The sequence below is a fragment of the Qipengyuania sp. NPDC077563 genome (assembly GCF_044901345.1).
Classification (GTDB): domain Bacteria; phylum Pseudomonadota; class Alphaproteobacteria; order Sphingomonadales; family Sphingomonadaceae; genus Qipengyuania; species Qipengyuania aestuarii.
On the sequence record NZ_JBJDPC010000002.1, the window covers coordinates 184,658 to 203,985 of the forward strand.

A 19,328-nucleotide genomic window follows, 5' to 3' on the forward strand; every position below is an offset into this window, starting at 1 on the left:
GGATCAAAATTCCTCCAGCCGCCGGCGGGCTTCCTTCGCCTGCTCCCTTACACGCACCGGGGCGGTGCCGCCATAGGAAGCGCGGGCGGCCACCGAGGCATCGACCGACAGCGCATCGAAAACGCGTTCGTCGATCCGCTCGTCGATGGCTTTGAGGTCTTCGATGGTAAGGTCGTCGAGAGCGACGCCTTTCTCATCGGCCAGCTTCACCGCCGCGCCGGTGATGTGATGGGCCTCGCGGAAAGGAATGTCCGCCTGCCGCACCAGCCAGTCCGCAAGGTCGGTCGCCGTGGCATGGCCGGCCTCGGCCGCCTTGCGCATTCGTACCTTATCGAAGCCGCTGTCGGCAACCATGCCGGCCATCGCCGCCAGGCTGAGATCGAGCAGGCCCGCGGCTTCGAAGACGGGCGGTTTGTCGTCCTGCATGTCCTTCGAATAGGCGAGCGGCAGGCCCTTCATCGTGACCATCAGCGCGGTTGCGCAGCCGATCACGCGCCCGGCGTGCCCCCGCACCAGTTCGGCGGCGTCGGGATTGCGTTTCTGCGGCATGATCGAACTGCCGGTAGACAGCGTGTCGGGCAGTTTCACGAAACCGAAGGGCTGGCTGGCCCAGATGATGAATTCTTCCGCCAGGCGGCTGAGGTGCAGCGAACACTGGCTGGCCGCCATCAGGTAATCGAGCGCGAAATCGCGATCCGATACCGCGTCGAGGCTGTTGCGCGTGGGCCTGGCAAAGCCGAGCGCCTGCGCGGTCATGTCGCGGTCGAGATCGAAGCCGGTACCTGCCAGCGCGGCAGAGCCGAGCGGGCATTCGTCCATCCGCGCGAGCGCATCGCTAAAGCGCGACCGGTCACGCATCAGCATCTCGAAATAGGCGAGCAGGTGATGACCAAGGGTAACCGGCTGGGCGGTTTGCAGATGGGTGAAGCCCGGCATGATCGTTTCGGCATGGTCTTCGGCGCGCTGGGCGATCGCGCCCAGAACCGCGTCCACCCCGGCAATCGCGCGCTGCATGGCGCTGCGCACCCACATGCGGAAATCGGTCGCCACCTGATCGTTGCGGCTGCGCGCAGTATGCAGGCGGCCTGCCGCCGGGCCGACGATTTCGGTCAGGCGCGATTCCACCGTCATGTGGATGTCCTCGAGATCCCAGTCTTCGGGGACCCCGTCGGCCTCATATTCGGCGGCGACCTGCTGCAGCCCTTCGTCGATGGCTTTCGCGTCGGCTTCGCTGACGATGCCCTGCTTGGCCAGCATGGCGACATGGGCGCGGCTGCCGGCGATATCTTCCCGCCACAGCGCCTTGTCGAATGGGATTGAAGCGTTGATTTCGCGCATGATGGCGCTAGGCCCTTCAGCGAACCTTCCGCCCCACATGCTGTTGGAGCCCTGATTGTCCCGCTTGTCGCTCACGTTCGTCTGTATCCTTGGTTTGGCCGTTGCCGGCTGCGATAGGAGCGCGCCGGAGCAGGTGCAAGAAAGCGGTGCTTCAAATGCGGCAACCGGGGAAATCGACACCTCCAATGCAGGCACGCTGATGCCGGCCATGAATGTGCAGGACCCGGATGGCCGCGCGCTCAATCTGGGTGCGCTGCAGGGGAAGCCGGTGCTGCTCAACCTGTGGGCCACATGGTGCGCGCCCTGCGTCAAGGAAATGCCGCTGCTGGACGAACTGGCGGGCGATTATGGCGACCGGCTGAGAGTGGTGACGGTCAGCCAGGATATGGGCAAGGTCGAAAAGGTCACCGACTTCTTCCGGGAAGGGGGCTACGAGAATCTCGAACCCTGGATCGATCCCGAAGCCCAGCTGGGTTATGCCTTGGGCGACACGGTGCTGCCCACCACGGTGCTGTATGATGCAAGCGGCCAGGAAGTGTGGCGGGTTCGCGGCGATTTCGACTGGGCCGGCGCGGAAGCGCGGGCAGCAATCGATGAGGTCATCGAAGGCTAGAACTGTCCCTGGGTCTGTCGCTCGCCCTCGCTTCAAGGAGTCGGGCTGACGTGGTGCGCCGCGCGCATCATCTGGTGCACAGCTTTCATCGCGGTTCGCAAGATTTGCCGCTATAGGGTGCAGCCATGTTCGAAAATGCCGATGCGCTTCTGCTAGCTCGCATACAGTTTGCCTTCACGGTGAGCTTCCATTTCATCTTCCCGGCTTTTTCGATCGGGCTGGCGAGCTATCTCGCGGTGCTGGAAGCGCTGTGGCTGAGAACCGGCAAACAGCTGTACCAGGACCTGTTCAAATACTGGCTGAAGATCTTCGCGATCGCCTTCGCCATGGGTGTCGTCTCAGGCATTGTCATGAGCTACCAGTTCGGCACCAACTGGTCCGTGTTCTCCGACAAGACGGGGCCGATCCTGGGGCCGCTCATGGCTTATGAAGTGTTGACCGCCTTCTTCCTCGAAGCCGGTTTCCTGGGCGTCATGCTGTTCGGGATGAACCGGGTGGGCAAGGGGCTTCACTTCTTCGCCACCTTCATGGTGGCGCTGGGCACTTTCATTTCCGCATTCTGGATCCTGTCGGTCAACAGCTGGATGCAGACGCCGGTCGGCTGGTCGGTCAGCGACGCGGGACAGCTGCTGCCGGAGGCGAGCTGGTTCGACATCGTCTTCAATCCCAGCTTCCCGTTCCGGCTGGTGCACACGGTCATCGCGGCCTATCTCACCACTGCGCTGGTCGTCGGCGGGGTGGGCGCGTGGCACCTGCTCAAGGACCGCACCAACCAGCACGCGCGCAAGATGTTCTCGATGGCGATGTGGATGGCCGCGCTGGTCGCGCCGGTGCAGATTTTTGCAGGCGACATGCACGGGCTCAACACGCTCGAACACCAGCCCGCCAAGGTCATGGCGATGGAGGGGCATTATGAAAGCCACCCGGACGGTGCGCCGCTCTATCTGTTCGGCATTCCGAACGACAAGGAGCAGCGGTTGGATTACGCCGTCGGCATCCCCAAGCTTTCCAGCCTGATACTGAAGCATGAGCTGGATGCCCCGCTGGCAGGGTTGGACACGATTGCTGATGAAGACCAGCCACCCGTCTTTCCCGTATTCTGGGCATTTCGCGTGATGGTCGGCATCGGGTTCCTGATGCTGGGCCTCGGCGCGTGGAGCCTGTTCGCGCGCTTTAGGAAGAAGCTTTACGACTGGAGCTGGCTGCACCGCGCGGCCGTGGTGATGGGACCATCTGGTTTCGTCGCGGTGATCGCCGGTTGGATTACAACGGAGGTCGGGCGCCAGCCCTGGACGGTCTACGGCGTCTTGCGGACCGCCGATAGCGCCAGCCCGCTCGACGCGCCGGCCGTGGCGACCTCGCTCATCGCGTTCGTCATCGTCTACTTCGCCGTGTTCGGCGTGGGGACCTGGTACATCCTGCGCCTGATGAGCCACCCGCCGCATCTCGGTGAAAAGGGCGTCAAGCGCACCGAAAAGGGGCCTGTGCGGACCGCCGGTATCACGCCGGGGCCGACGCAGAACCCGGGCTCGGACCCCGATGTGCTGCCCGAAAGCCGCGAGGAGGCGACCGATGGGAATTGATTTCGACCTGACGGTGATCTGGGCTTTCATCATCGCCTTCGCCGTGTTCGCCTATGTCGTCATGGACGGCTTCGATCTCGGCATCGGCATCCTGTTCCCGACCTTCAAGCCGGGGCAGGAACGCGATCAGGCGATGAACTCGATCGCACCGGTGTGGGACGGGAACGAGACTTGGCTGGTGCTTGGCGGCGGGGGGCTGTTTGCGGCTTTCCCGCTGGCCTATGCGGTCATTCTCCCGGCAACCTATCCTTTGATCATCGCCATGCTGCTGGGGCTGGTCTTTCGCGGCGTGGCCTTCGAATTTCGCTGGCGCGACAAAGCGCATGAGAAGTTCTGGGACATCAGCTTTACGGCAGGCAGCTTCATCGCCGCGATGGCGCAGGGCATGATCCTCGGCGCGATGCTGCAGGGCATCGACGTCGAAGGCCGTGCCTATGCGGGAAGCTGGTGGGACTGGCTCACGCCCTACACCCTGCTGACGGGTATCGGCACGGTGGCCGGCTATGCACTGCTCGGCGCGACCTGGCTGATCTGGAAACTGGAAGGGGCAACGCAGGCGCATGCCCGCACGCTGGCCAAGAAAGCCTTTCTCGCCACGCTTGCCTTGATGGGGGCGGTGAGCGCTTACAATCTCGTGCTCAATCCCGAATATGCCGACCGCTGGCTGACCGCGCCGGAGATTTACATTACCGGCTGGGTACCGATCGTGACCGGGATTCTGGCGCTGTCCCTGCTCGGCGCGTTGAGGAAAGAACGCAACAGCAAGCCTTTCTGGCTCTCGATCGCGCTCTTCTTCCTTGGCATGGCGGGACTGGGGCTGACCATCTGGCCCAATGTCATACCGCCCGACGTCACGATCTGGGAGGCTGCCGCACCTGAAAAGAGTCAGATCTTCATGCTGATCGGAGTGGCCATCACCATGCCGCTGATCCTCGCCTATACCGGCTGGGCCTATTGGGTTTTTCGCGGCAAGGTCGGCACGGAAGGATATCACTGATGCCGTTCGATCCGCTTTCCGGATCGGACGAGGCGGAGCGAAAGCCGCTCTGGCAGCGCATCGGCTGGATGGTGCTGATCTGGATCGTCAGCGTGGCCGTGCTCGGCGCGCTCGCCTACGGGCTGAGACTGTGGCTGAAGTGACGGCCCGAAGCCTGGAACTGGTGGGCGATGACGGGCTCGAACCGCCGACCCTCTCGGTGTAAACGAGATGCTCTACCAACTGAGCTAATCGCCCCGACCAGCATCGGGTGAAGCGCCACATAGCGTGCGTGACGCATAAATCAATTCCCGCTAGTGCGCTTTGTGATGACAAGCACGAATTCGACCAGGCTCACAGTCCTCGCCACTGGCGGCACAATCGCGGGAATCGCCGGTTCTGCGATAGCGAAAGACTATCGTGCAGGCGAAATCGGGATCGATGATTATCTCGAAAAAGTGGGCGGATTGGGCCTGGGTGCGCAGCTTTCAGGCCGCCAGATCGCCAATATCGATTCGGCCGATATGGGGCCGGGCGTGTGGAATCCCCTGCATGCGGCAATTGCGGAGGCGATGGCCGATGATGGCTGCCGCGGGATCATCGTGACCCATGGCACCGACACGCTGGAGGAAACGGCGTTTCTGCTCGACCTGACCTTGCCCGCCGACAAGCCGGTGGTCGTGGTGGGCGCCATGCGGCCTGCCGATGCGGTGGGATACGATGGCCTGAGAAATTTCGCCAATGCGGTGCGTGTGGCGAGCGACCCGGACGCAGCCGGGCGGGGAGTGCTTGTGGTCATGGGTGACCGGGTCTTTGCCGCGCGCGATGTGCGCAAGGTGCGGACGCGCGGAACCGAAGCATTTCGCGGCTTCCCGCGCGAATCCATCGGGCTGGTCACGCCTGCCAGCCTAGAATGGTTCGGCGCGCCCTGGCGTCAGGGCAGGGCTGCTGCTTTCGGATGGACCACCGAACTGCCCGAAGTCGTGATCGTCTACGCCCATGCCGGCCTCGATGCAGAAAGCGTGAGACGTCAGATCGGCGATGCGACGCGCGGCATTGTTGTCGCCGGCCTTGGGGAAGGCAATATGCCCGAAGCGGTTCGCACCGCTCTGGTCGAACAGGCACGTAATGGCGTTGCCGTGGTTCGCGCGAGCCGCACCGATGAGGGTCTCGTCGACCGGGAGCCGGAAGATCGCGACAACGGCTTCATCGCGGCCCGCGCTCTCAATCCCCAGAAAGCGCGGGTGCTTTTGCAATTGCTTCTGGCGGACGGGATCAGCGACCCCGCGGCCATCCAGCAGAAATTCGACCGCCGCTGACTCAGCCGTGCGGCGTGACGAGATATTTCTGGCCGGTCTTCATTTCCCGATATTCCAGGATCGCATCCTTTGTCAGCATGGCTTCAAGGTCGACCTTTGCCTTGTAGCTGCTGACAAAGGTAGTGGTGAGATTGTCGAGCACGCGCTTGCGCATCCGGCCCATCGTTTCCTGTCCCGCCTGCTGAAGGAACGGGAACAGAAGCCAGCCCGACAAGGTCCAGCCGAAGCCGTAGGATGGCGTTAGCGTGGTCGGGCTGACGTCGAGACGGCCGTATATGAACATCCGCTTCGCCTGGTTCGATCCATAGCGCGAATATTCGGTCATGTTCGCCACAGCCACCTGCTCCATGGCCTTGAAGCAGCTGTCTACCATCTTGCCGCCCCCGATCGGATCGAAGCCGAAAAACGCGCCCGTATCTTCGATCGCGCTACGAAGCTGGCCCATGAAATCGTCGCCGGATGAATTGACGACATGCGTCGCGCCCTGCGACTTCAGCAGTTCCGCCTGATCGTCCTTGCGCACGATGTTGACGAGGCCAAGTCCGTCTTCGAGGCAGATGCGGTTCAGCATCTGGCCGAGGTTCGATGCTCCGACCGTGTGCAGGATAGCGTCCTGTCCTTCCATCTTCGCGTTCTCAGCGAAGCCAAGAGCAGTCATCGGATTGACGAAGCTCGATGCGCCGGCTTCGGCGCTATGATCGCCCAGCGGCAGGCACATATTGGCATCGGCAATCGCGTACTGGCTGAAGGCATTGCCGGGCACACAGGCCACGCGTTGTCCCATCAGGGCTTTTGCGGCGTCGCTGTCACCGGTCGCAACCACCGTGCCGGCGCCTTCGTTACCTGCCGGCAGTTTCTTGCCATGGCGCGCCTTGCTCCCCGAATTGAACGGTTCGGGCATCTTGGCGACGACCTTGCCGGGCGAATATTCGGCATTCTCGAAATCGGCAGCGCCCGTCAGGATCGCCAGATCGGAAGGGTTGATCGGTGCGGCTTCCATCTTGACCAGAACCTGATTGCCTTTCGGTTCGGGAAAAGTGACGTCTTCGATCTGGAGAGTGAGTGTGCCGTCGCTTTCAAGCGTGGTGAAAAGCTGTTTACCGGTGGTCATCCTGTTCCCTTTCGGTGCGTTATTGAAACCTGTTTGACCGTCTCGCTACGCGCCGAAATGGAAATTGGCTAGGGTGCCGTTCAGTCACGCATCGTCCGGATAGGTCGCCTCGACGAAGTAGAGCCCGTGCGGCGGAGCATTGAGACCCAGCGCCTGCCTGTCGCGGGCCTCCAGCGCCTCCGCCGTCTGTTCTTCCCGCCAGCGTCCCATACCGACCAGCGCGAGGCAGCCGACCATCGAGCGCACCTGATGGTGGAGGAAACTGCGCGCTGCGGCGTGCACGCGCACTTCGTCGCCGACCCTTTCCACATCGAGCCGGTCCAGGGTCTTGAGCGGACTCCGGGCCTGGCACTGGACCGAGCGGAAAGTGGTGAAATCGTGCAGACCCACCAGCGCTTTCGCAGCGCGGTTCATCGCCTCATGATCGAGGTCCTGGGGGACCTGCCACAGACGGTTGCGTTCCAGGGTCAGCGGCGCGCGGCGGTTGGCGATACGGTAGACGTAACTGCGCCCGGTGCAGCTGAAACGTGCGTGCCAATCGTCATCGACCACCGCGCAATGGGTGACGGCGATTGGGTCAGGCCGTACTTGCGCGTTGAGCGCTTCCATCAGGCGAAACGGCGCTATCTCTTTTTCGATATCGAAATGACTTCGCATGGCCAGCGCGTGGACCCCGGTGTCCGTGCGGCCGGCACTATGAAGGCGCACGTCTTCTCCGGTGACGCGAAACGCGGCCTCCTCCAGCGATTGCTGCACGCTCGGCCCGTTGTCCTGCCGCTGGAGCCCGAAGAAGGGCGTGCCGTCGAACTCTATGGTCAGCGCGAAGCGGGTCACGCGAAACGTGTGCCTTCACCCACGGAGTTACCGTGCAGGAATTCGGGGCGTTCCATTGCAGGTTTGCCGGCGCGTTGGAGACGCAGCGGGCGAATGGCGCCTTCGCCGCAGGCAATCGTCAGGTCGTCATCCAGTACCGTCCCCGGACCGCCCGAACCGTCTACGGGCTCGGCGCGGAGGAATTTCACTCTTGCGCCATCGAGTTCGGCCCATGCGCCCGGGAAGGGCGAAAGGCCATGGATATGACGCACGACATCTTCGGCGGATCGCGACCAGTCTATGCGCGCTTCGGCCTTGTCTATTTTCCTGGCGTAGCTTGCGGCATCATGATCCTGTTCGACCGTGTGCAGCGCATCGATATCGATGAGAGTGCCGACCATCAGCTGCGCACCCAGCTCGGCCAGTTCCTCGGTCAGTTCTCCGGTGGTCTTGTTTTCGACCGGGGTGCGAACCGTGGCAAGCATGGGACCGGTGTCGAGTCCGGCTTCCATTTGCATGATGGTGACGCCGGTAACCTCATCCCCTGCCATGATGGAGCGGTGAATGGGTGCCGCGCCGCGCCAGTCGGGAAGGAGAGAGGCATGGACATTGAGACAGCCTCGTTTTGGAGCATCGAGGATCGCCGGGGGTAGGATCAGTCCATAGGCTGCCACCACCGCGATATCGGCGTCGAGTGCAGCGAATTTCTCCTGTTCTTGCTCGGATTTAAGCGATGTTGGATGGCGCACCTCTATCCCAAGCCGCTCGGCCAGCTGGTGAACCGGGGTCTCGGTCAATTCCTTGCCTCGGCGCCCACCGGGGCGGGGCGGCTGGGTATAGACGCACACGATTTCATGCGCGGCGTGAACCAGCGCCTGCAGCGTCGGCACGGCGAATTCCGGCGATCCCATGAAGATTATGCGCATGAAGCCCCTGTCTGGTCTTTCTCTGTTCCGCCAAGGCCCCTATCTGTGCCGGTATGGCATCGCAAGAGATCGAGACGCTGGCCGCCGCGCTGGCCCGTCTGCCCGGCCTTGGCCCGCGCAGTGCGCGGCGTGCCGTCCTGTGGCTGGTCAAGCGCCGCGAGAGCGCGCTTCCGGCATTGCTTGAGGCGCTGGCCACTGTAGGCGAGGCACTGGTCGAATGCGATATTTGCGGCAATGTCGATACGACCAATCCCTGCGGGATCTGCGCTGACCCGCGCAGGGACGGGAAGGGCCTGTGCGTAGTGGAAGATGTCGCGGACCTGTGGGCTCTGGATCGTGCGAAGCTCTTCACGGGGAAATATCATGTGCTTGGCGGCAAGCTTTCCGCGCTCGACGGTATACGCCCTGAAGATCTGAACATTGCCAGCCTGTTGTCACGCGTCGAGCAGGGCGGGGTAGACGAAGTGGTGCTGGCGATGAACGCCACGCTGGAGGGGCAAACCACTGCGCATTATCTGGCAGAACGTCTGGAGGACTATCCTGTCCGGATTACCCAGCTTGCCCATGGGCTGCCGGTAGGGGGCGAACTGGACTATCTCGACGAGGGAACTCTTGCGCAGGCCCTGAGGGCTCGTCGGCCGCTGGGCTAGGCGATAACTCTGAGCGGTCCAAGTGGATTGAAAATGGCGTGCGGCGCGCTTATTTACACTCCATGGCTATCCGTGAAATCCTTGAAGTGCCGGACCCCCGGCTGAAAGTCGTGTCCGAACCGGTTACCGAGTTCGACGACGACCTGCGTACGCTCGTCTCCGACATGTTCGAAACCATGTATGATGCGCCGGGAATCGGACTGGCGGCGATCCAGGTCGGCGTGCCCAAGCGCGTGCTGGTGATTGACCTGCAGCCGGAAGATGAAGAGGCGGAAGGGGAAGTCTGCAACCACGGTGGCCACGAACACGTCCACTACCCGACGAAAAAGGAACCACGGGTTTTCATCAATCCGGAAATTCTGGATCCGGCGGAAGAGCTTGCCACCTATCAGGAAGGCTGTCTCTCGGTTCCCGATATCTTCGCCGATGTCGACCGGCCGGCAACCTGTCGCGTGCGCTATCAGGATCTCGAGGGTGAGACCCACGAAGAAGATCTGGACGGGCTGATGGCTACGTGTATCCAGCATGAGATGGATCATCTGGAAGGCGTGCTCTTTATCGACCATCTTTCGCGTCTCAAGCGTAACATGGCCTTGAAAAAGCTGAGAAAGCTGCGGGAGGCGGCTTAGGACCCTTACGAGATTCTTGTAATCCGAAACCGGCGGGTCGCTCAGCGGCTCGCCTTTTTCTTTTGCGAGATCGAGGTGGCGATGGGCTCACTGCGGCCGGGGATGATCATCCATAGTGGATAGATGCGGCCAGCGCACTGGCGTTCCTTTTGTGTTCCGCATACTCTGAGCTCATGGAATTGGGCATTATCGCAATCGTCGCGCTTGTAGCCGGGCTGGTTTTCGGATGGTTTCTGGGGTCACGCCCGGTAGCGGAATGGAAAACGCGGCATGCCGAGCGCGATTCCGAAGCGCGTGCCATCGAGGACAAGCTTAAGGAAATGACACGCGATCTGGCAATCATGTCGGAGCGCGCTGCGCGGGTGGATGACTTGGCCCGAGACCTGAAAACCGCGCAAGCGGATCGCGAATTGGCGGCAAATCGGCTGGCTTCTCTGGAAAGCTCTTCCGAAGCACGCGAGCGCGCACTCGAGGAGCGTTATTCCGAGCGCGAGGCGCAATTTGCGCGCGAACTCAAGCGATTGCAGGACGCCGAAGAGAAACTGCAGGCCAAGTTCGGTGAAATCGGCGAAAAAATGCTTGCCGGCGCACAGTCGAAATTTCTCGAAGGCGCGCAGAACCATCTGGCTACTCTCAACAAGGAAAGCCTGGCCGAGCTGGAAAAGCGGGTCGGGCCCGTCGGCGAGACGCTGGAGCTCTATCGCAAGCGGGTGGAGGAACTGGAGAAGAATCGCGTTTCCGACTTCGAGCGCCTGCAGGGCGTCATCGGCCAGGTTCGCGAAGGCCAGCAACGTGTCATTGATGGTGCGAACCGCATCACCACGACTCTGCAGGGTGCGACCAAGGCGCGCGGCGACTGGGGTGAACTGCAGCTTGAGAACCTGCTCGAAAGCTGCGGTCTTTACGACAAGGCAGATTTCAATTTCCAAACCAGCGTTCGCGATGAGAACGGCAATTTGCTGCGTCCTGATGCCGTGATCAATATCCCCGGTAACCGCCGTCTGGTGGTGGATGTGAAGAACGTCTTCAACACTTATCGGGCTGCTAATGAGGCGGATAGCGATGAAGAACGCCAAGCTCTGCTCAAGACGCATGCTCGAGAGCTGCGGACCCATATCGATGAATTGTCGGGGAAGCGCTATCAGGACCATGTCGATGGCTCTGCCGACTTCGTGGTGATGTTTGTCCCGGGCGAGCATGTGCTTTACGCAGCTCTAACGCAGGACAGCGGCCTGCTGGATTATGCTCTGAAACGGCAGATCGTATTGTCCAGCCCTCTCAATTTCATGTCCATCGCTTTGACCGTCTCCACCGTCTGGCGCCAGGCCGGAGTGCAGGCAGATGCGAAGGAAATTGCTCAGCTTGGCAAAGAGTTATACGATCGGCTCGGCGTCGTCGCGGGCCATATGGGGGCGATGCGCAAAAGCTTGCTTTCCACCAACCAGCACTTCGACAAGCTGGTGGGAAGTTTTGATAGCAACTTGCGGCGTACCGGAGAGAGGTTCGAGGAATTGAACGTCGACACCAGCGCCCAAGATCTCACTGAAGCATTGCCGATCGGCCACACCCCGCGCGCACTCGCCAATTTTTCGGATGCCGCCGAACGTTCCGAGGGCGAAAACTGACCGGAAGATCCGGAACTGGGCTTTTGGTATGTTAGGGCGTCCTAAACTAATAGGGCCTAGAAACTTGCTCCAATATAATTCAGGTAAGTCTGCGGTCGCAACCGGAGGGGGCGTTGCCCGGCTGAATTTATGGAATTGCGCAGAGAACCACGTTATTCGATCTCGACTTCGGGACGATACCGGCGTGGCACCGGGATAAGGTTCGACATTTCGATCAAGGATCTTTCCGAATACGGCTGTCAGTTTTACGATGTCGTCGGGCGGTTGGAAGCGGGTGACGAGATCACTCTACGCATTGGAACGATAGGCCCTTTGCATGCGAAAGTGCGCTGGATCGAACGGCGCTGTGCGGGAGTCGAATTCGACCAGCCGCTTTATCCCGCCGTTCTCGATCATATCATCGCGCAAGGCGGAAAAGACGAGTTTCGGACACTAAGTTGATGCGAAGGGAGTGCGAGCAGCACAGCCAGACGTTGCCTCGTCGCTACGAAAGTCGCAGTGTTGGAAATAAGCTATCAAAACTCATCCAGAAGATGGGGCTCGCACTCAAGTTCATCGGATCAGCACTCGTCGCGATAAATTCGGAGAGAAAAGAGCTAGTCGCCCGTATCAAGGGCAGCCAATACCTCATAGCCAAGCACAGCCGCGGCGACCGAAGCGTTTAGGCTGTCGGCCCGGCCTCTCATCGGGATCGTCACGCGCAGGTCACAAGCCAATTCGTAGTCTTCGGGCAGACCGCGGCTTTCATTACCGACCATCACGAAGCAAGGCGCAGAGTAAGGCGCGCCGCGATAGGGATGGGCTTCGCGGAGGCTTGCCGCGACCAATTGACCGGGGCCTTGGCGGAGCCATTCTTCGAATTCCTGCCAATTCGTCTGCGCGATCGCCTGAGTGAAGACTGCACCCATGCTCGCCCGCACCGCTTCAACACTAAATGGGTCGGCGCAATCGTCGATCAGAATGAGGCCGCCTGCACCGATCGCATCGCCGGTGCGAAGCATGGTGCCGAGATTGCCTGGATCGCGCAGTGCCTGCGCGACCAGCCAAATTTTCGAAGTGTCTCGCTTCAGCGCCTCAAGACTGGTGTCGAATTCCGTAAATACGCCGGCGACCGCTTGAGGATTTTCCTTACCCGTAATCTTGGACAGGATGTCCGGCGTGGTTTCGATCACTTCTCCGCCGCTCGCATCAACCGCATTTTCCAGCGCCGTGAGTAGGGGGTGAGTCTCGCGCCGATCGGCCAAGACCAAAGTTTCGGGGATTTGGCCGCATTCCCTCGCGTCAGTGAGCAGGCGCAGACCCTCGGCCAGAAACTTTTTTTCGCGTTTGCGATGCTTCTTATCGCGCAAAGAGCGCAATGCCTTGACTGTTGGATTTGAATAGCCGGTAATAACCCGCCGTTGTGACGACATTGTCAGGGTTCCCCGAAGCCGTCCTCGACCAATCCAGCAAGATTGGCCAGTACCGCCTCGGCATCATGCCCCTCGACGATAATTTCGATCGTATCGCCTTTGGCTGCGCCGAGCATCATTAGGCCCAAAATGGAGCCGCCTGCTGCCTCATTGTCCCCTTTGCTCACGCGGACTCGGCAGTTTTCAGGGACCTCTGAGACCGCCCCGACGAACTTCGCGCTTGCCCGTGCGTGCAACCCTCGTTGGTTGACGACCTCAACCCTTTTCCTGACTTCGCTCAACTTGCTTTCCGCGCACTGTCGAGATCTTGGCCTAAAAACTCGCTTGCCACAGTGATGTAATTGCGGCCTGCGGTTTGCGCGGCGTTCACCGCGTCGACCACATTCATGCTCTTGCGGGCGCCGGCAAGGCGAATAAGCATCGGAAGATTGATGCCTGCGATGACCTCGATCCGACCAGTATCGAGCAGTGAGATGGCGAGATTCGATGGTGTGCCACCGAACAGATCCGTCAAGATAATCGCGCCCTCTCCGGTATCGACACGGGCGATAGCGTCGGCGATGTCTTTGCGTCGCTGCTCCATGTCGTCATTGGGCCCGATGCAAATGGTGGCCACGCCTTCCTGCTTGCCGACGACATGCTCCATCGCGTCGATGAAGTGTTCGGCCAGTTTGCCGTGGGTAACGAGGATCATGCCGATCATGCGGGTGTCGATATCCGTTTCGCGTGTCGCAAGTGGGGGCCTTGGGTTTGCACCATTGTTTAGGTTAGCGGCGCTCGAGCGGATCGGCGGGCCGACTTTCCAGATTGCGGTGAATAACCGTGGGCGAAAATCCGGCCTCGCGCAAGACCTGTGCCGCTGCTTCCGCACTGAAGACTGACCTGTGTCTCCCTCCGGTACAGCCGAAACCGATGTTGAGGTAGCTTCGATCCTGCGCTGCATAGCGAGGAAGCAATTCGAGTAGCGTATTGCAAATGCTATTGAATGCGGGGTCGAACGCGGGATCCTGGCGGATATGGTCGGCTACCTGCTCGTCGAGACCGGTCAGGTCGCGCAATCCGCTAATCCAGTGTGGATTAGCGAGAAAGCGCATATCGAACAGCAAATCTGCCAAGGGCGGCATGCCACGGGAGAATCCGAAGCTCGTTACCGTGACAGTCATTTCCTGCGCATCTTTCTTGCCGAATCGTTCGCGGATGACTTGCTGGAGCTGATTGGTGGAATATGCGCTGGTATCGACAAGCGTTTCGGCCCACTTGCGTAGCGGTTCGAGAAGGCTGCGTTCATCACTGATCCCCTCCGCCACCTGCCGCTCGCGAGCCATTGGATGTGGCCTTCGGGTTTCGTTGTAGCGGCGCTGCAACTCGCTGTCCGAACAGTCGATGAAAAGCGCCGTGAGACTTACTCCATCGCGCGAAGCCAGCGCCTCGCATTCGCGGATGATATCGGCCGGAGCAAATCCTCGTGTGCGCGAATCAAGACCGATCGCGATGGGGGTCGGAGATTCGCCGTATGTCTCGAGGAGATTAGCCAGCAGACGAAGCGGGAAGTTGTCGAGCGTTTCCCACCCGAGATCCTCAAGGACCTGAAGGACAGTCGATTTGCCCGCACCTGACATACCGGTGACCAGCAAAATTGTCTGGCTATCTCCGGTCATTGCTGCTCGACCGCGGCGACTGCCTTCGGGGCGTTCGGGAGCGGGAGGCCATGCTTCACAAGGGCGAATTCGGCGCGCAGCGCTTGCGTCGCATCACCAGGGCGAAAAAGCAGGACAGGTATTGGTGAGCCCCCAAGTGTCGTGGTTGCGAGTTCCATCGGATAACGCGGCGCCAGGGTGGTCAGTTGCAGCACGAGGGAAACAGGAGCATCGCAAGGGTCAAATTCGATCAAGCCGACATTTCGAACCTCGAGCAAACCGCGGGTGGTCTTTGGCGGACAGGCGAGCGGAAAACCCTGTTCATCATCGATTATCAGACCATCATCGCCGATCAAGGTGGCTCCGCGATCGATGAGGGCCAAGGCAAGCGAGGATTTGCCAGCTCCGGGTTCGCCCGCGATAAGGAGGCCCCGTCCGTCGATGGCCACAGCGGTGACATTGGGAAGTTTGGTTTTCATTTGTCCAACGCAGGCAGGCTGAGAACGAAACATGCGCCGCGTTCTCCATCGGCGCGGTCTTCAACATGCAAGGTGCCTTCATGTGCTTCCGCGATGGTGCGTCCAATCGCGAGTCCGAGCCCGGAATGATTGCCGAAATCTTCGCCTTCGGGGCGATCAGAGTGGAACCGTTCGAACACTTTTTCTCGCTTCTCCTGGGGGATGCCTGGGCCTTCGTCGCACACGGTAAGCACGACGCGCCCTTCGCGCCGGACAAGGCGCGCGTCAATAGAGCCTCCGATAGGGGAGAAAGAGACGGCGTTATCGAGCAAATTTTCCATTATGCGTTCCAGCCTTAAGCCGACGCCGTTAACGACCAGCTTACTTTCGGCGGCGGTCACGGTGACATTGCGCCCCTCGTTCTCGCCGCGCTCTTCACGGCTGGCGGCAACATTGCGCAGCAACTCCGCCATGTCCACCCGTTCGAATTCGGTACGAGACATTTCTGCATCGATCCGACTGGCGTCCGAAATTTCGGTGACCAGACGATCGATCCGCCGCACATCATGGACTGCGATATCGAGCAATTGGCTCCGCAGATCGGGATCTTCCACCTTGCCCAGAGATTCCGTTGCGCTGCGAAGGCTGGCGAGCGGATTCTTAATCTCATGAGCTACGTCGGCGGCGAAACTTTCCACCGCATCGATGCGGTGCCGCAAGGCGGCGGTCATGTCGGAGACGGCGCGCGCCAGCATGCCGATCTCGTCACGCCGATCGGGTAGGCGGGGAACTTCCACTTGCCGATCACGGCCTTGGCGCACGCGCACAGCCGCCTGAACAAGTTCACGCAGTGGCCTTACGATTGTCTGCGCCAGGAAAAAGCTGAGCAGGGTGGAGACGAGGAGGAATAGCAGGACGATCATCGCCACTGTCGTGCGTGCTTCCCGCACACTCTGGGTGATGTCGACCGGGTTGCGCGTGATGAGCAGCGTGTCCCCATCAAGGCCGACAGGGGCTGCGGCGTTGATGACATGCGTACCGTCGGGCGCGTCGCGAAGGACGATCTGCGTGAGGCTTTCCTCCCGCGCGCGAACGAGCTCCGGCCACGCATCTACACTGTCGGATACCGGTTCACGATAGTCGGGCAGGGAAGGTGCCCCGACGACCCGATCGAACCAGCGGTCCGTCCGCAGGGCGAAATCGGTCTGATCGACGTCTGCCGGATCCGGCAGTTCGAAGCTCGGCGGGGCAAGCTGAAAACTGTCGGATTCCAGCTCGCCTTCGGCATCGTAGACCCTGATGCGAAGCCGCTGTTCCTTGCCAATCTGGATGAGGAGGGCTTCCTGACGCTTGGGCGTGGCGCCGGCGAGCGCCTCTGCCGTAATCTGCGCCTCGACTAGAGCCAATTTGAATCGTTCGTCGAGCAGCTGCGTCCGATAGCTGTCGAGATAAAGGACGCCGCCGCCCAGCAGAACCAGTGGCAATACATTTACGAACAGAATGCGGCTTGTCAGGGTAAGACGCCGCGACCACCGCAGCTTGTCCAGCCTCGGATCGCCCCGAAGGACGCTCTTTCTCTCAGCCATCGCTGAAGCTGTAGCCAGCACCGTACAGCGTTTCGATGGCAGAGAATTCATTATCCACGCTGCGGAATTTGCGCCGCATACGTTTGATATGACTGTCCACCGTCCGGTCGTCGACAAAGACATCATCCGGATAGGCCGCGTCCATCAACTGATTCCGGCTTTTGATTACCCCGGGGTGCGAGGCGAGAGCCTCGAGAAGCAGGAATTCCGTTACTGTAAGCGACACGGGTTTCTCGTCCCACGTCACGTGATGGCGGGCAGGGTCCATCCGCAGCCGGCCGCGCTCGATGATCTCGGCTGGTTTTTCGCCTGGCTCGATCGGAATCGGACGCCGCGCGTCGGAGCGCCTGAGGATCGCCCGGATTCGAGCGAGCAGCAGCCGCAGGCTGAACGGCTTGGCGATATAATCGTCCGCGCCCATCTGGAGGCCAGCCTCCTCGTCCTGCTCGTCATCCTTGCTGGTGAGGAAAATCACCGGAAGCGGGGATTGCTCACGCAGACGACGGAGCAGTTCCATGCCGTCCATCTTGGGCATCTTGATATCGAAGATGGCAAGGTCGGGCGGATTGCCCAGCAGAGCGGACAGCGCCGCCTCGCCATCCGAGTACACGCGTGTCGCAAAGCCTTCTGCCTGCAGCGCGATCGAAACCGTCGTGAGAATGTTGCGATCGTCGTCGACCAGGGCGATGACCGTGCGATCGTCTTCCTGCGGCGACGTGCCGTGGCTGGCTTCAGTTTGCATAGTAGGAGCGGTTACCGCAGTTCGACAGGCAAGACAACGTGCCCTGGCGGACTGAGAGATTAAACTGCTTGGGTTGATTTGACGTGAAGGCGCACTGCGAGTAATGGCAGCGGCAAGGGCGGCGCATTCGTATGCGCCGACGATTCCCGTTACGTGACCGCCTCTTTTGCGCCGGAGATTTCAGTGACCACCGAGCTTTCCCACTCGCTTGCCGCGCAGGGCATCGAGACCGCTGCAACCATTCACGCCAACCTGACAGCGGAGGAACTGACTTCCGTCGCTTTGGAGCGGGGAGAGGGCCGGCGCGCAAAGCATGGTCCGCTGGTCGTCGAAACTGGCAAGCACACGGGCCGCAGCGCGAAGGATAAGTTCATCGTCCGCAACGCGGAAACGGAAGACACCGTCTGGTGGGACAACAACGCTTCGATGACGCCGGAGCATTTTGCTGCGTTGAAGCAGGATTTCATGGCTGCCCTGGCCGACAAGTCCGACCTGTTCGTGGCCGATTTATTTGGAGGCTCGCAGCCCGAATACCGGGTCAATGTACGGGTCATCAACGAGCTTGCCTGGCATAACCAATTCATCCGCACGTTGCTGGTGCGTCCGACCGTGGAAGAACTCAAAGGGTTCACGCCTGAATACACCATCATCGATCTTCCTGGCTTCAAGGCCGATCCCGAACGGCATGGCACGCGCAGCGAGACGGTGATCGCGGTTAATCTCGAAGAAAAGCTGATCCTCATCGGCGGCACCAAGTATGCCGGCGAAATGAAGAAGAGTGTTTTCGGCGTTCTCAACTATCTGCTGCCGCCAAAGGGCGTCATGCCAATGCATTGCTCGGCCAATATCGGACCGGATGGCAAGAGCGCTGTGTTTTTCGGACTTTCCGGCACGGGGAAGACTACTCTTTCGGCCGATGCCAGCCGCACGCTGATCGGTGATGATGAGCATGGTTGGTCGGACACGGCGGTCTTCAACTTCGAAGGCGGCTGCTATGCCAAGATGATCCGCCTCGACCCGGAGAGCGAACCGGAAATATATGCCACTACCCGCTTGGAGGGTACGGTCCTCGAAAACGTGGTAATGGATGAGAATGGCGAGGTCGATCTCGACGACAACAGCCTCGCGGAAAACACCCGCGGTGCTTATCCGCTGTCCTCCATCCCCAATACCAGCGATGATAATCTTGGCCCGCCGCCATCGAATGTCATCATGCTGACCGCCGACGCATTCGGCGTGCTGCCTCCGATTGCGCGTCTCACGCCCGATCAGGCGATGTATCACTTCCTATCGGGCTACACCGCCAAGGTCGCGGGAACGGAAATCGGCGTGACCGAGCCGACTGCCACTTTCAGCACCTGTTTCGGCGCACCGTTCATGCCCCGCCATCCGAGCGTCTACGGCAACCTTCTCAAGAAACGCATTGCCGAGGGCGGCGCACAATGCTGGCTGGTCAACACCGGCTGGACCGGAGGCAAGTACGGCACAGGTAGCCGCATGCCCATCAAGGCGACGCGCGCATTGCTCAACGCTGCACTGGACGGGTCGTTGAACGACGCCGAATTCCGCAAGGATCCGAATTTCGGGTTCGAAGTGCCCGTGAGCGTGCCTGGTGTCGATAGCGAAATCCTTGACCCGCGCTCGACTTGGGACGACAAGGAAGAATACGATCGCACTGCCACCAAGCTGGTGCACCTTTTCGTAGACAATTTTGAACCCTTTGCCGCCCATGTCGATCAGGGCGTGCGTGACGCGGCTCCTGCAGCCGCCTGATCAAATAGCCTCTTTTGAGGCAAAGAGTTGGAGAGGAGACCCCCGGCCGCACTTCGGTGTGGACCGGGGGTTTTAAATTGGCGATCGCGTTGGGGACTCTAGAAGTCCGGTGAAATCTTCCTTGGCGGCTTCAGCTT

The 19,328-nt window shown here is 60.6% G+C and carries 21 protein-coding genes and 1 tRNA gene; 10 read left to right on the forward strand and 12 right to left on the reverse strand.

The features are described from left to right. Positions 1-3 precede the first annotated feature (3 nt). Positions 4-1,377 (reverse strand): argininosuccinate lyase, encoded by a 1,374-nt coding sequence (gene argH, locus ACI2I1_RS06670; protein WP_404679145.1) that lies wholly within the window; start codon positions 1,375-1,377, stop codon positions 4-6. Positions 1,378-1,471: 94 nt separating this feature from the next. On the opposite strand from argH, the gene ACI2I1_RS06675 reads away from it, so the two are divergent. From ACI2I1_RS06675 to ACI2I1_RS06690, 4 genes are all read left to right on the forward strand, one after another. After that, the gene (locus ACI2I1_RS06675; RefSeq protein ID WP_404678483.1) at positions 1,472-1,951 is read left to right on the forward strand and encodes a TlpA family protein disulfide reductase; all 480 of its coding nucleotides are present in this window, start codon (positions 1,472-1,474) and stop codon (positions 1,949-1,951) included. 125 nt (positions 1,952-2,076) lie between these two features. Next, positions 2,077-3,534, forward strand: coding sequence for a cytochrome ubiquinol oxidase subunit I (locus ACI2I1_RS06680; RefSeq protein ID WP_404678484.1), 1,458 nt, complete (start codon positions 2,077-2,079; stop codon positions 3,532-3,534). Further along, positions 3,524-4,531 carry a cytochrome d ubiquinol oxidase subunit II gene (gene cydB, locus ACI2I1_RS06685; RefSeq protein WP_404678485.1) on the forward strand — a complete coding sequence of 336 codons (1,008 nt, stop codon included), beginning with the start codon at positions 3,524-3,526 and terminating at the stop codon, positions 4,529-4,531. The genes ACI2I1_RS06680 and cydB overlap by 11 nt, the downstream gene beginning before the upstream one ends. After that, positions 4,531-4,674 carry a DUF2474 domain-containing protein gene (locus ACI2I1_RS06690; protein WP_404678486.1) on the forward strand — a complete coding sequence of 48 codons (144 nt, stop codon included), beginning with the start codon at positions 4,531-4,533 and terminating at the stop codon, positions 4,672-4,674. The genes cydB and ACI2I1_RS06690 overlap by 1 nt, the downstream gene beginning before the upstream one ends. A gap of 18 nt (positions 4,675-4,692) precedes the next feature. On the opposite strand, the gene ACI2I1_RS06695 is transcribed toward ACI2I1_RS06690, so the two are convergent. Continuing rightward, a tRNA-Val gene (locus tag ACI2I1_RS06695) sits at positions 4,693-4,768 on the reverse strand. 71 nt (positions 4,769-4,839) lie between these two features. Here ACI2I1_RS06695 and ACI2I1_RS06700 point away from each other — a divergent pair. After that, positions 4,840-5,829, forward strand: coding sequence for an asparaginase (locus ACI2I1_RS06700; RefSeq protein WP_404678487.1), 990 nt, complete (start codon positions 4,840-4,842; stop codon positions 5,827-5,829). A gap of 1 nt (position 5,830) precedes the next feature. On the opposite strand, the gene ACI2I1_RS06705 is transcribed toward ACI2I1_RS06700, so the two are convergent. The 3 genes from ACI2I1_RS06705 to fmt all read right to left on the reverse strand — a co-directional run bounded on the left by ACI2I1_RS06705 (position 5,831) and on the right by fmt (position 8,679). Continuing rightward, positions 5,831-6,940, reverse strand: a complete 1,110-nt coding sequence (locus ACI2I1_RS06705) for a zinc-binding dehydrogenase (protein ID WP_404678488.1) — start codon at positions 6,938-6,940, stop codon at positions 5,831-5,833. Positions 6,941-7,024: 84 nt separating this feature from the next. Then, entirely contained in the window at positions 7,025-7,774 is a 750-nt protein-coding gene (truA, locus tag ACI2I1_RS06710) for a tRNA pseudouridine(38-40) synthase TruA (protein WP_404678489.1), read from the reverse strand. Then, on the reverse strand, positions 7,771-8,679 hold the full coding sequence (gene fmt, locus ACI2I1_RS06715; RefSeq protein WP_404678490.1) for a methionyl-tRNA formyltransferase: 909 nt from the start codon (positions 8,677-8,679) through the stop codon (positions 7,771-7,773). The genes truA and fmt overlap by 4 nt, the downstream gene beginning before the upstream one ends. A 53-nt stretch (positions 8,680-8,732) precedes the next feature. On the opposite strand from fmt, the gene recR reads away from it, so the two are divergent. From recR to ACI2I1_RS06735, 4 genes are all read left to right on the forward strand, one after another. Next, complete coding sequence (recR, locus tag ACI2I1_RS06720) at positions 8,733-9,329, forward strand: recombination mediator RecR (protein ID WP_221542097.1); 597 nt, start codon at positions 8,733-8,735, stop codon at positions 9,327-9,329. A gap of 62 nt (positions 9,330-9,391) precedes the next feature. Continuing rightward, positions 9,392-9,958 (forward strand): peptide deformylase, encoded by a 567-nt coding sequence (def, locus tag ACI2I1_RS06725; RefSeq protein ID WP_221542096.1) that lies wholly within the window; start codon positions 9,392-9,394, stop codon positions 9,956-9,958. A 173-nt stretch (positions 9,959-10,131) separates the two neighbouring features. Further along, positions 10,132-11,583, forward strand: a complete 1,452-nt coding sequence (gene rmuC / locus ACI2I1_RS06730) for a DNA recombination protein RmuC (RefSeq protein WP_404678491.1) — start codon at positions 10,132-10,134, stop codon at positions 11,581-11,583. 129 nt (positions 11,584-11,712) lie between these two features. Further along, on the forward strand, positions 11,713-12,024 hold the full coding sequence (locus ACI2I1_RS06735) for a PilZ domain-containing protein (protein WP_404678492.1): 312 nt from the start codon (positions 11,713-11,715) through the stop codon (positions 12,022-12,024). A gap of 155 nt (positions 12,025-12,179) precedes the next feature. Here the strand turns inward: ACI2I1_RS06735 and ACI2I1_RS06740 are convergent, their stop codons facing one another. From ACI2I1_RS06740 to ACI2I1_RS06770, 7 genes are all read right to left on the reverse strand, one after another. Continuing rightward, on the reverse strand, positions 12,180-12,995 hold the full coding sequence (locus ACI2I1_RS06740) for a TrmH family RNA methyltransferase (RefSeq protein WP_404678493.1): 816 nt from the start codon (positions 12,993-12,995) through the stop codon (positions 12,180-12,182). A 2-nt stretch (positions 12,996-12,997) separates the two neighbouring features. Next, positions 12,998-13,276, reverse strand: a complete 279-nt coding sequence (locus ACI2I1_RS06745; protein WP_404678494.1) for an HPr family phosphocarrier protein — start codon at positions 13,274-13,276, stop codon at positions 12,998-13,000. Beyond that, positions 13,273-13,698, reverse strand: coding sequence for a PTS sugar transporter subunit IIA (locus ACI2I1_RS06750; RefSeq protein WP_221542091.1), 426 nt, complete (start codon positions 13,696-13,698; stop codon positions 13,273-13,275). The genes ACI2I1_RS06745 and ACI2I1_RS06750 overlap by 4 nt, the downstream gene beginning before the upstream one ends. Positions 13,699-13,762: 64 nt before the next feature. Further along, positions 13,763-14,653: an RNase adapter RapZ gene (gene rapZ / locus ACI2I1_RS06755; RefSeq protein WP_404678495.1), complete on the reverse strand. Its 891-nt coding sequence runs from the start codon at positions 14,651-14,653 to the stop codon at positions 13,763-13,765. Then, entirely contained in the window at positions 14,650-15,111 is a 462-nt protein-coding gene (locus ACI2I1_RS06760) for an HPr kinase/phosphorylase (protein ID WP_404678496.1), read from the reverse strand. The genes rapZ and ACI2I1_RS06760 overlap by 4 nt, the downstream gene beginning before the upstream one ends. After that, entirely contained in the window at positions 15,108-16,676 is a 1,569-nt protein-coding gene (locus ACI2I1_RS06765; protein WP_404678497.1) for a stimulus-sensing domain-containing protein, read from the reverse strand. The genes ACI2I1_RS06760 and ACI2I1_RS06765 overlap by 4 nt, the downstream gene beginning before the upstream one ends. Next, the gene (locus tag ACI2I1_RS06770) at positions 16,669-17,418 is read right to left on the reverse strand and encodes a response regulator transcription factor (protein ID WP_224811119.1); all 750 of its coding nucleotides are present in this window, start codon (positions 17,416-17,418) and stop codon (positions 16,669-16,671) included. The genes ACI2I1_RS06765 and ACI2I1_RS06770 overlap by 8 nt, the downstream gene beginning before the upstream one ends. Before the next feature lie 183 nt (positions 17,419-17,601). On the opposite strand from ACI2I1_RS06770, the gene ACI2I1_RS06775 reads away from it, so the two are divergent. Continuing rightward, on the forward strand, positions 17,602-19,191 hold the full coding sequence (locus ACI2I1_RS06775) for a phosphoenolpyruvate carboxykinase (protein WP_404678498.1): 1,590 nt from the start codon (positions 17,602-17,604) through the stop codon (positions 19,189-19,191). The last annotated feature ends 137 nt before the right edge of the window (positions 19,192-19,328 follow it).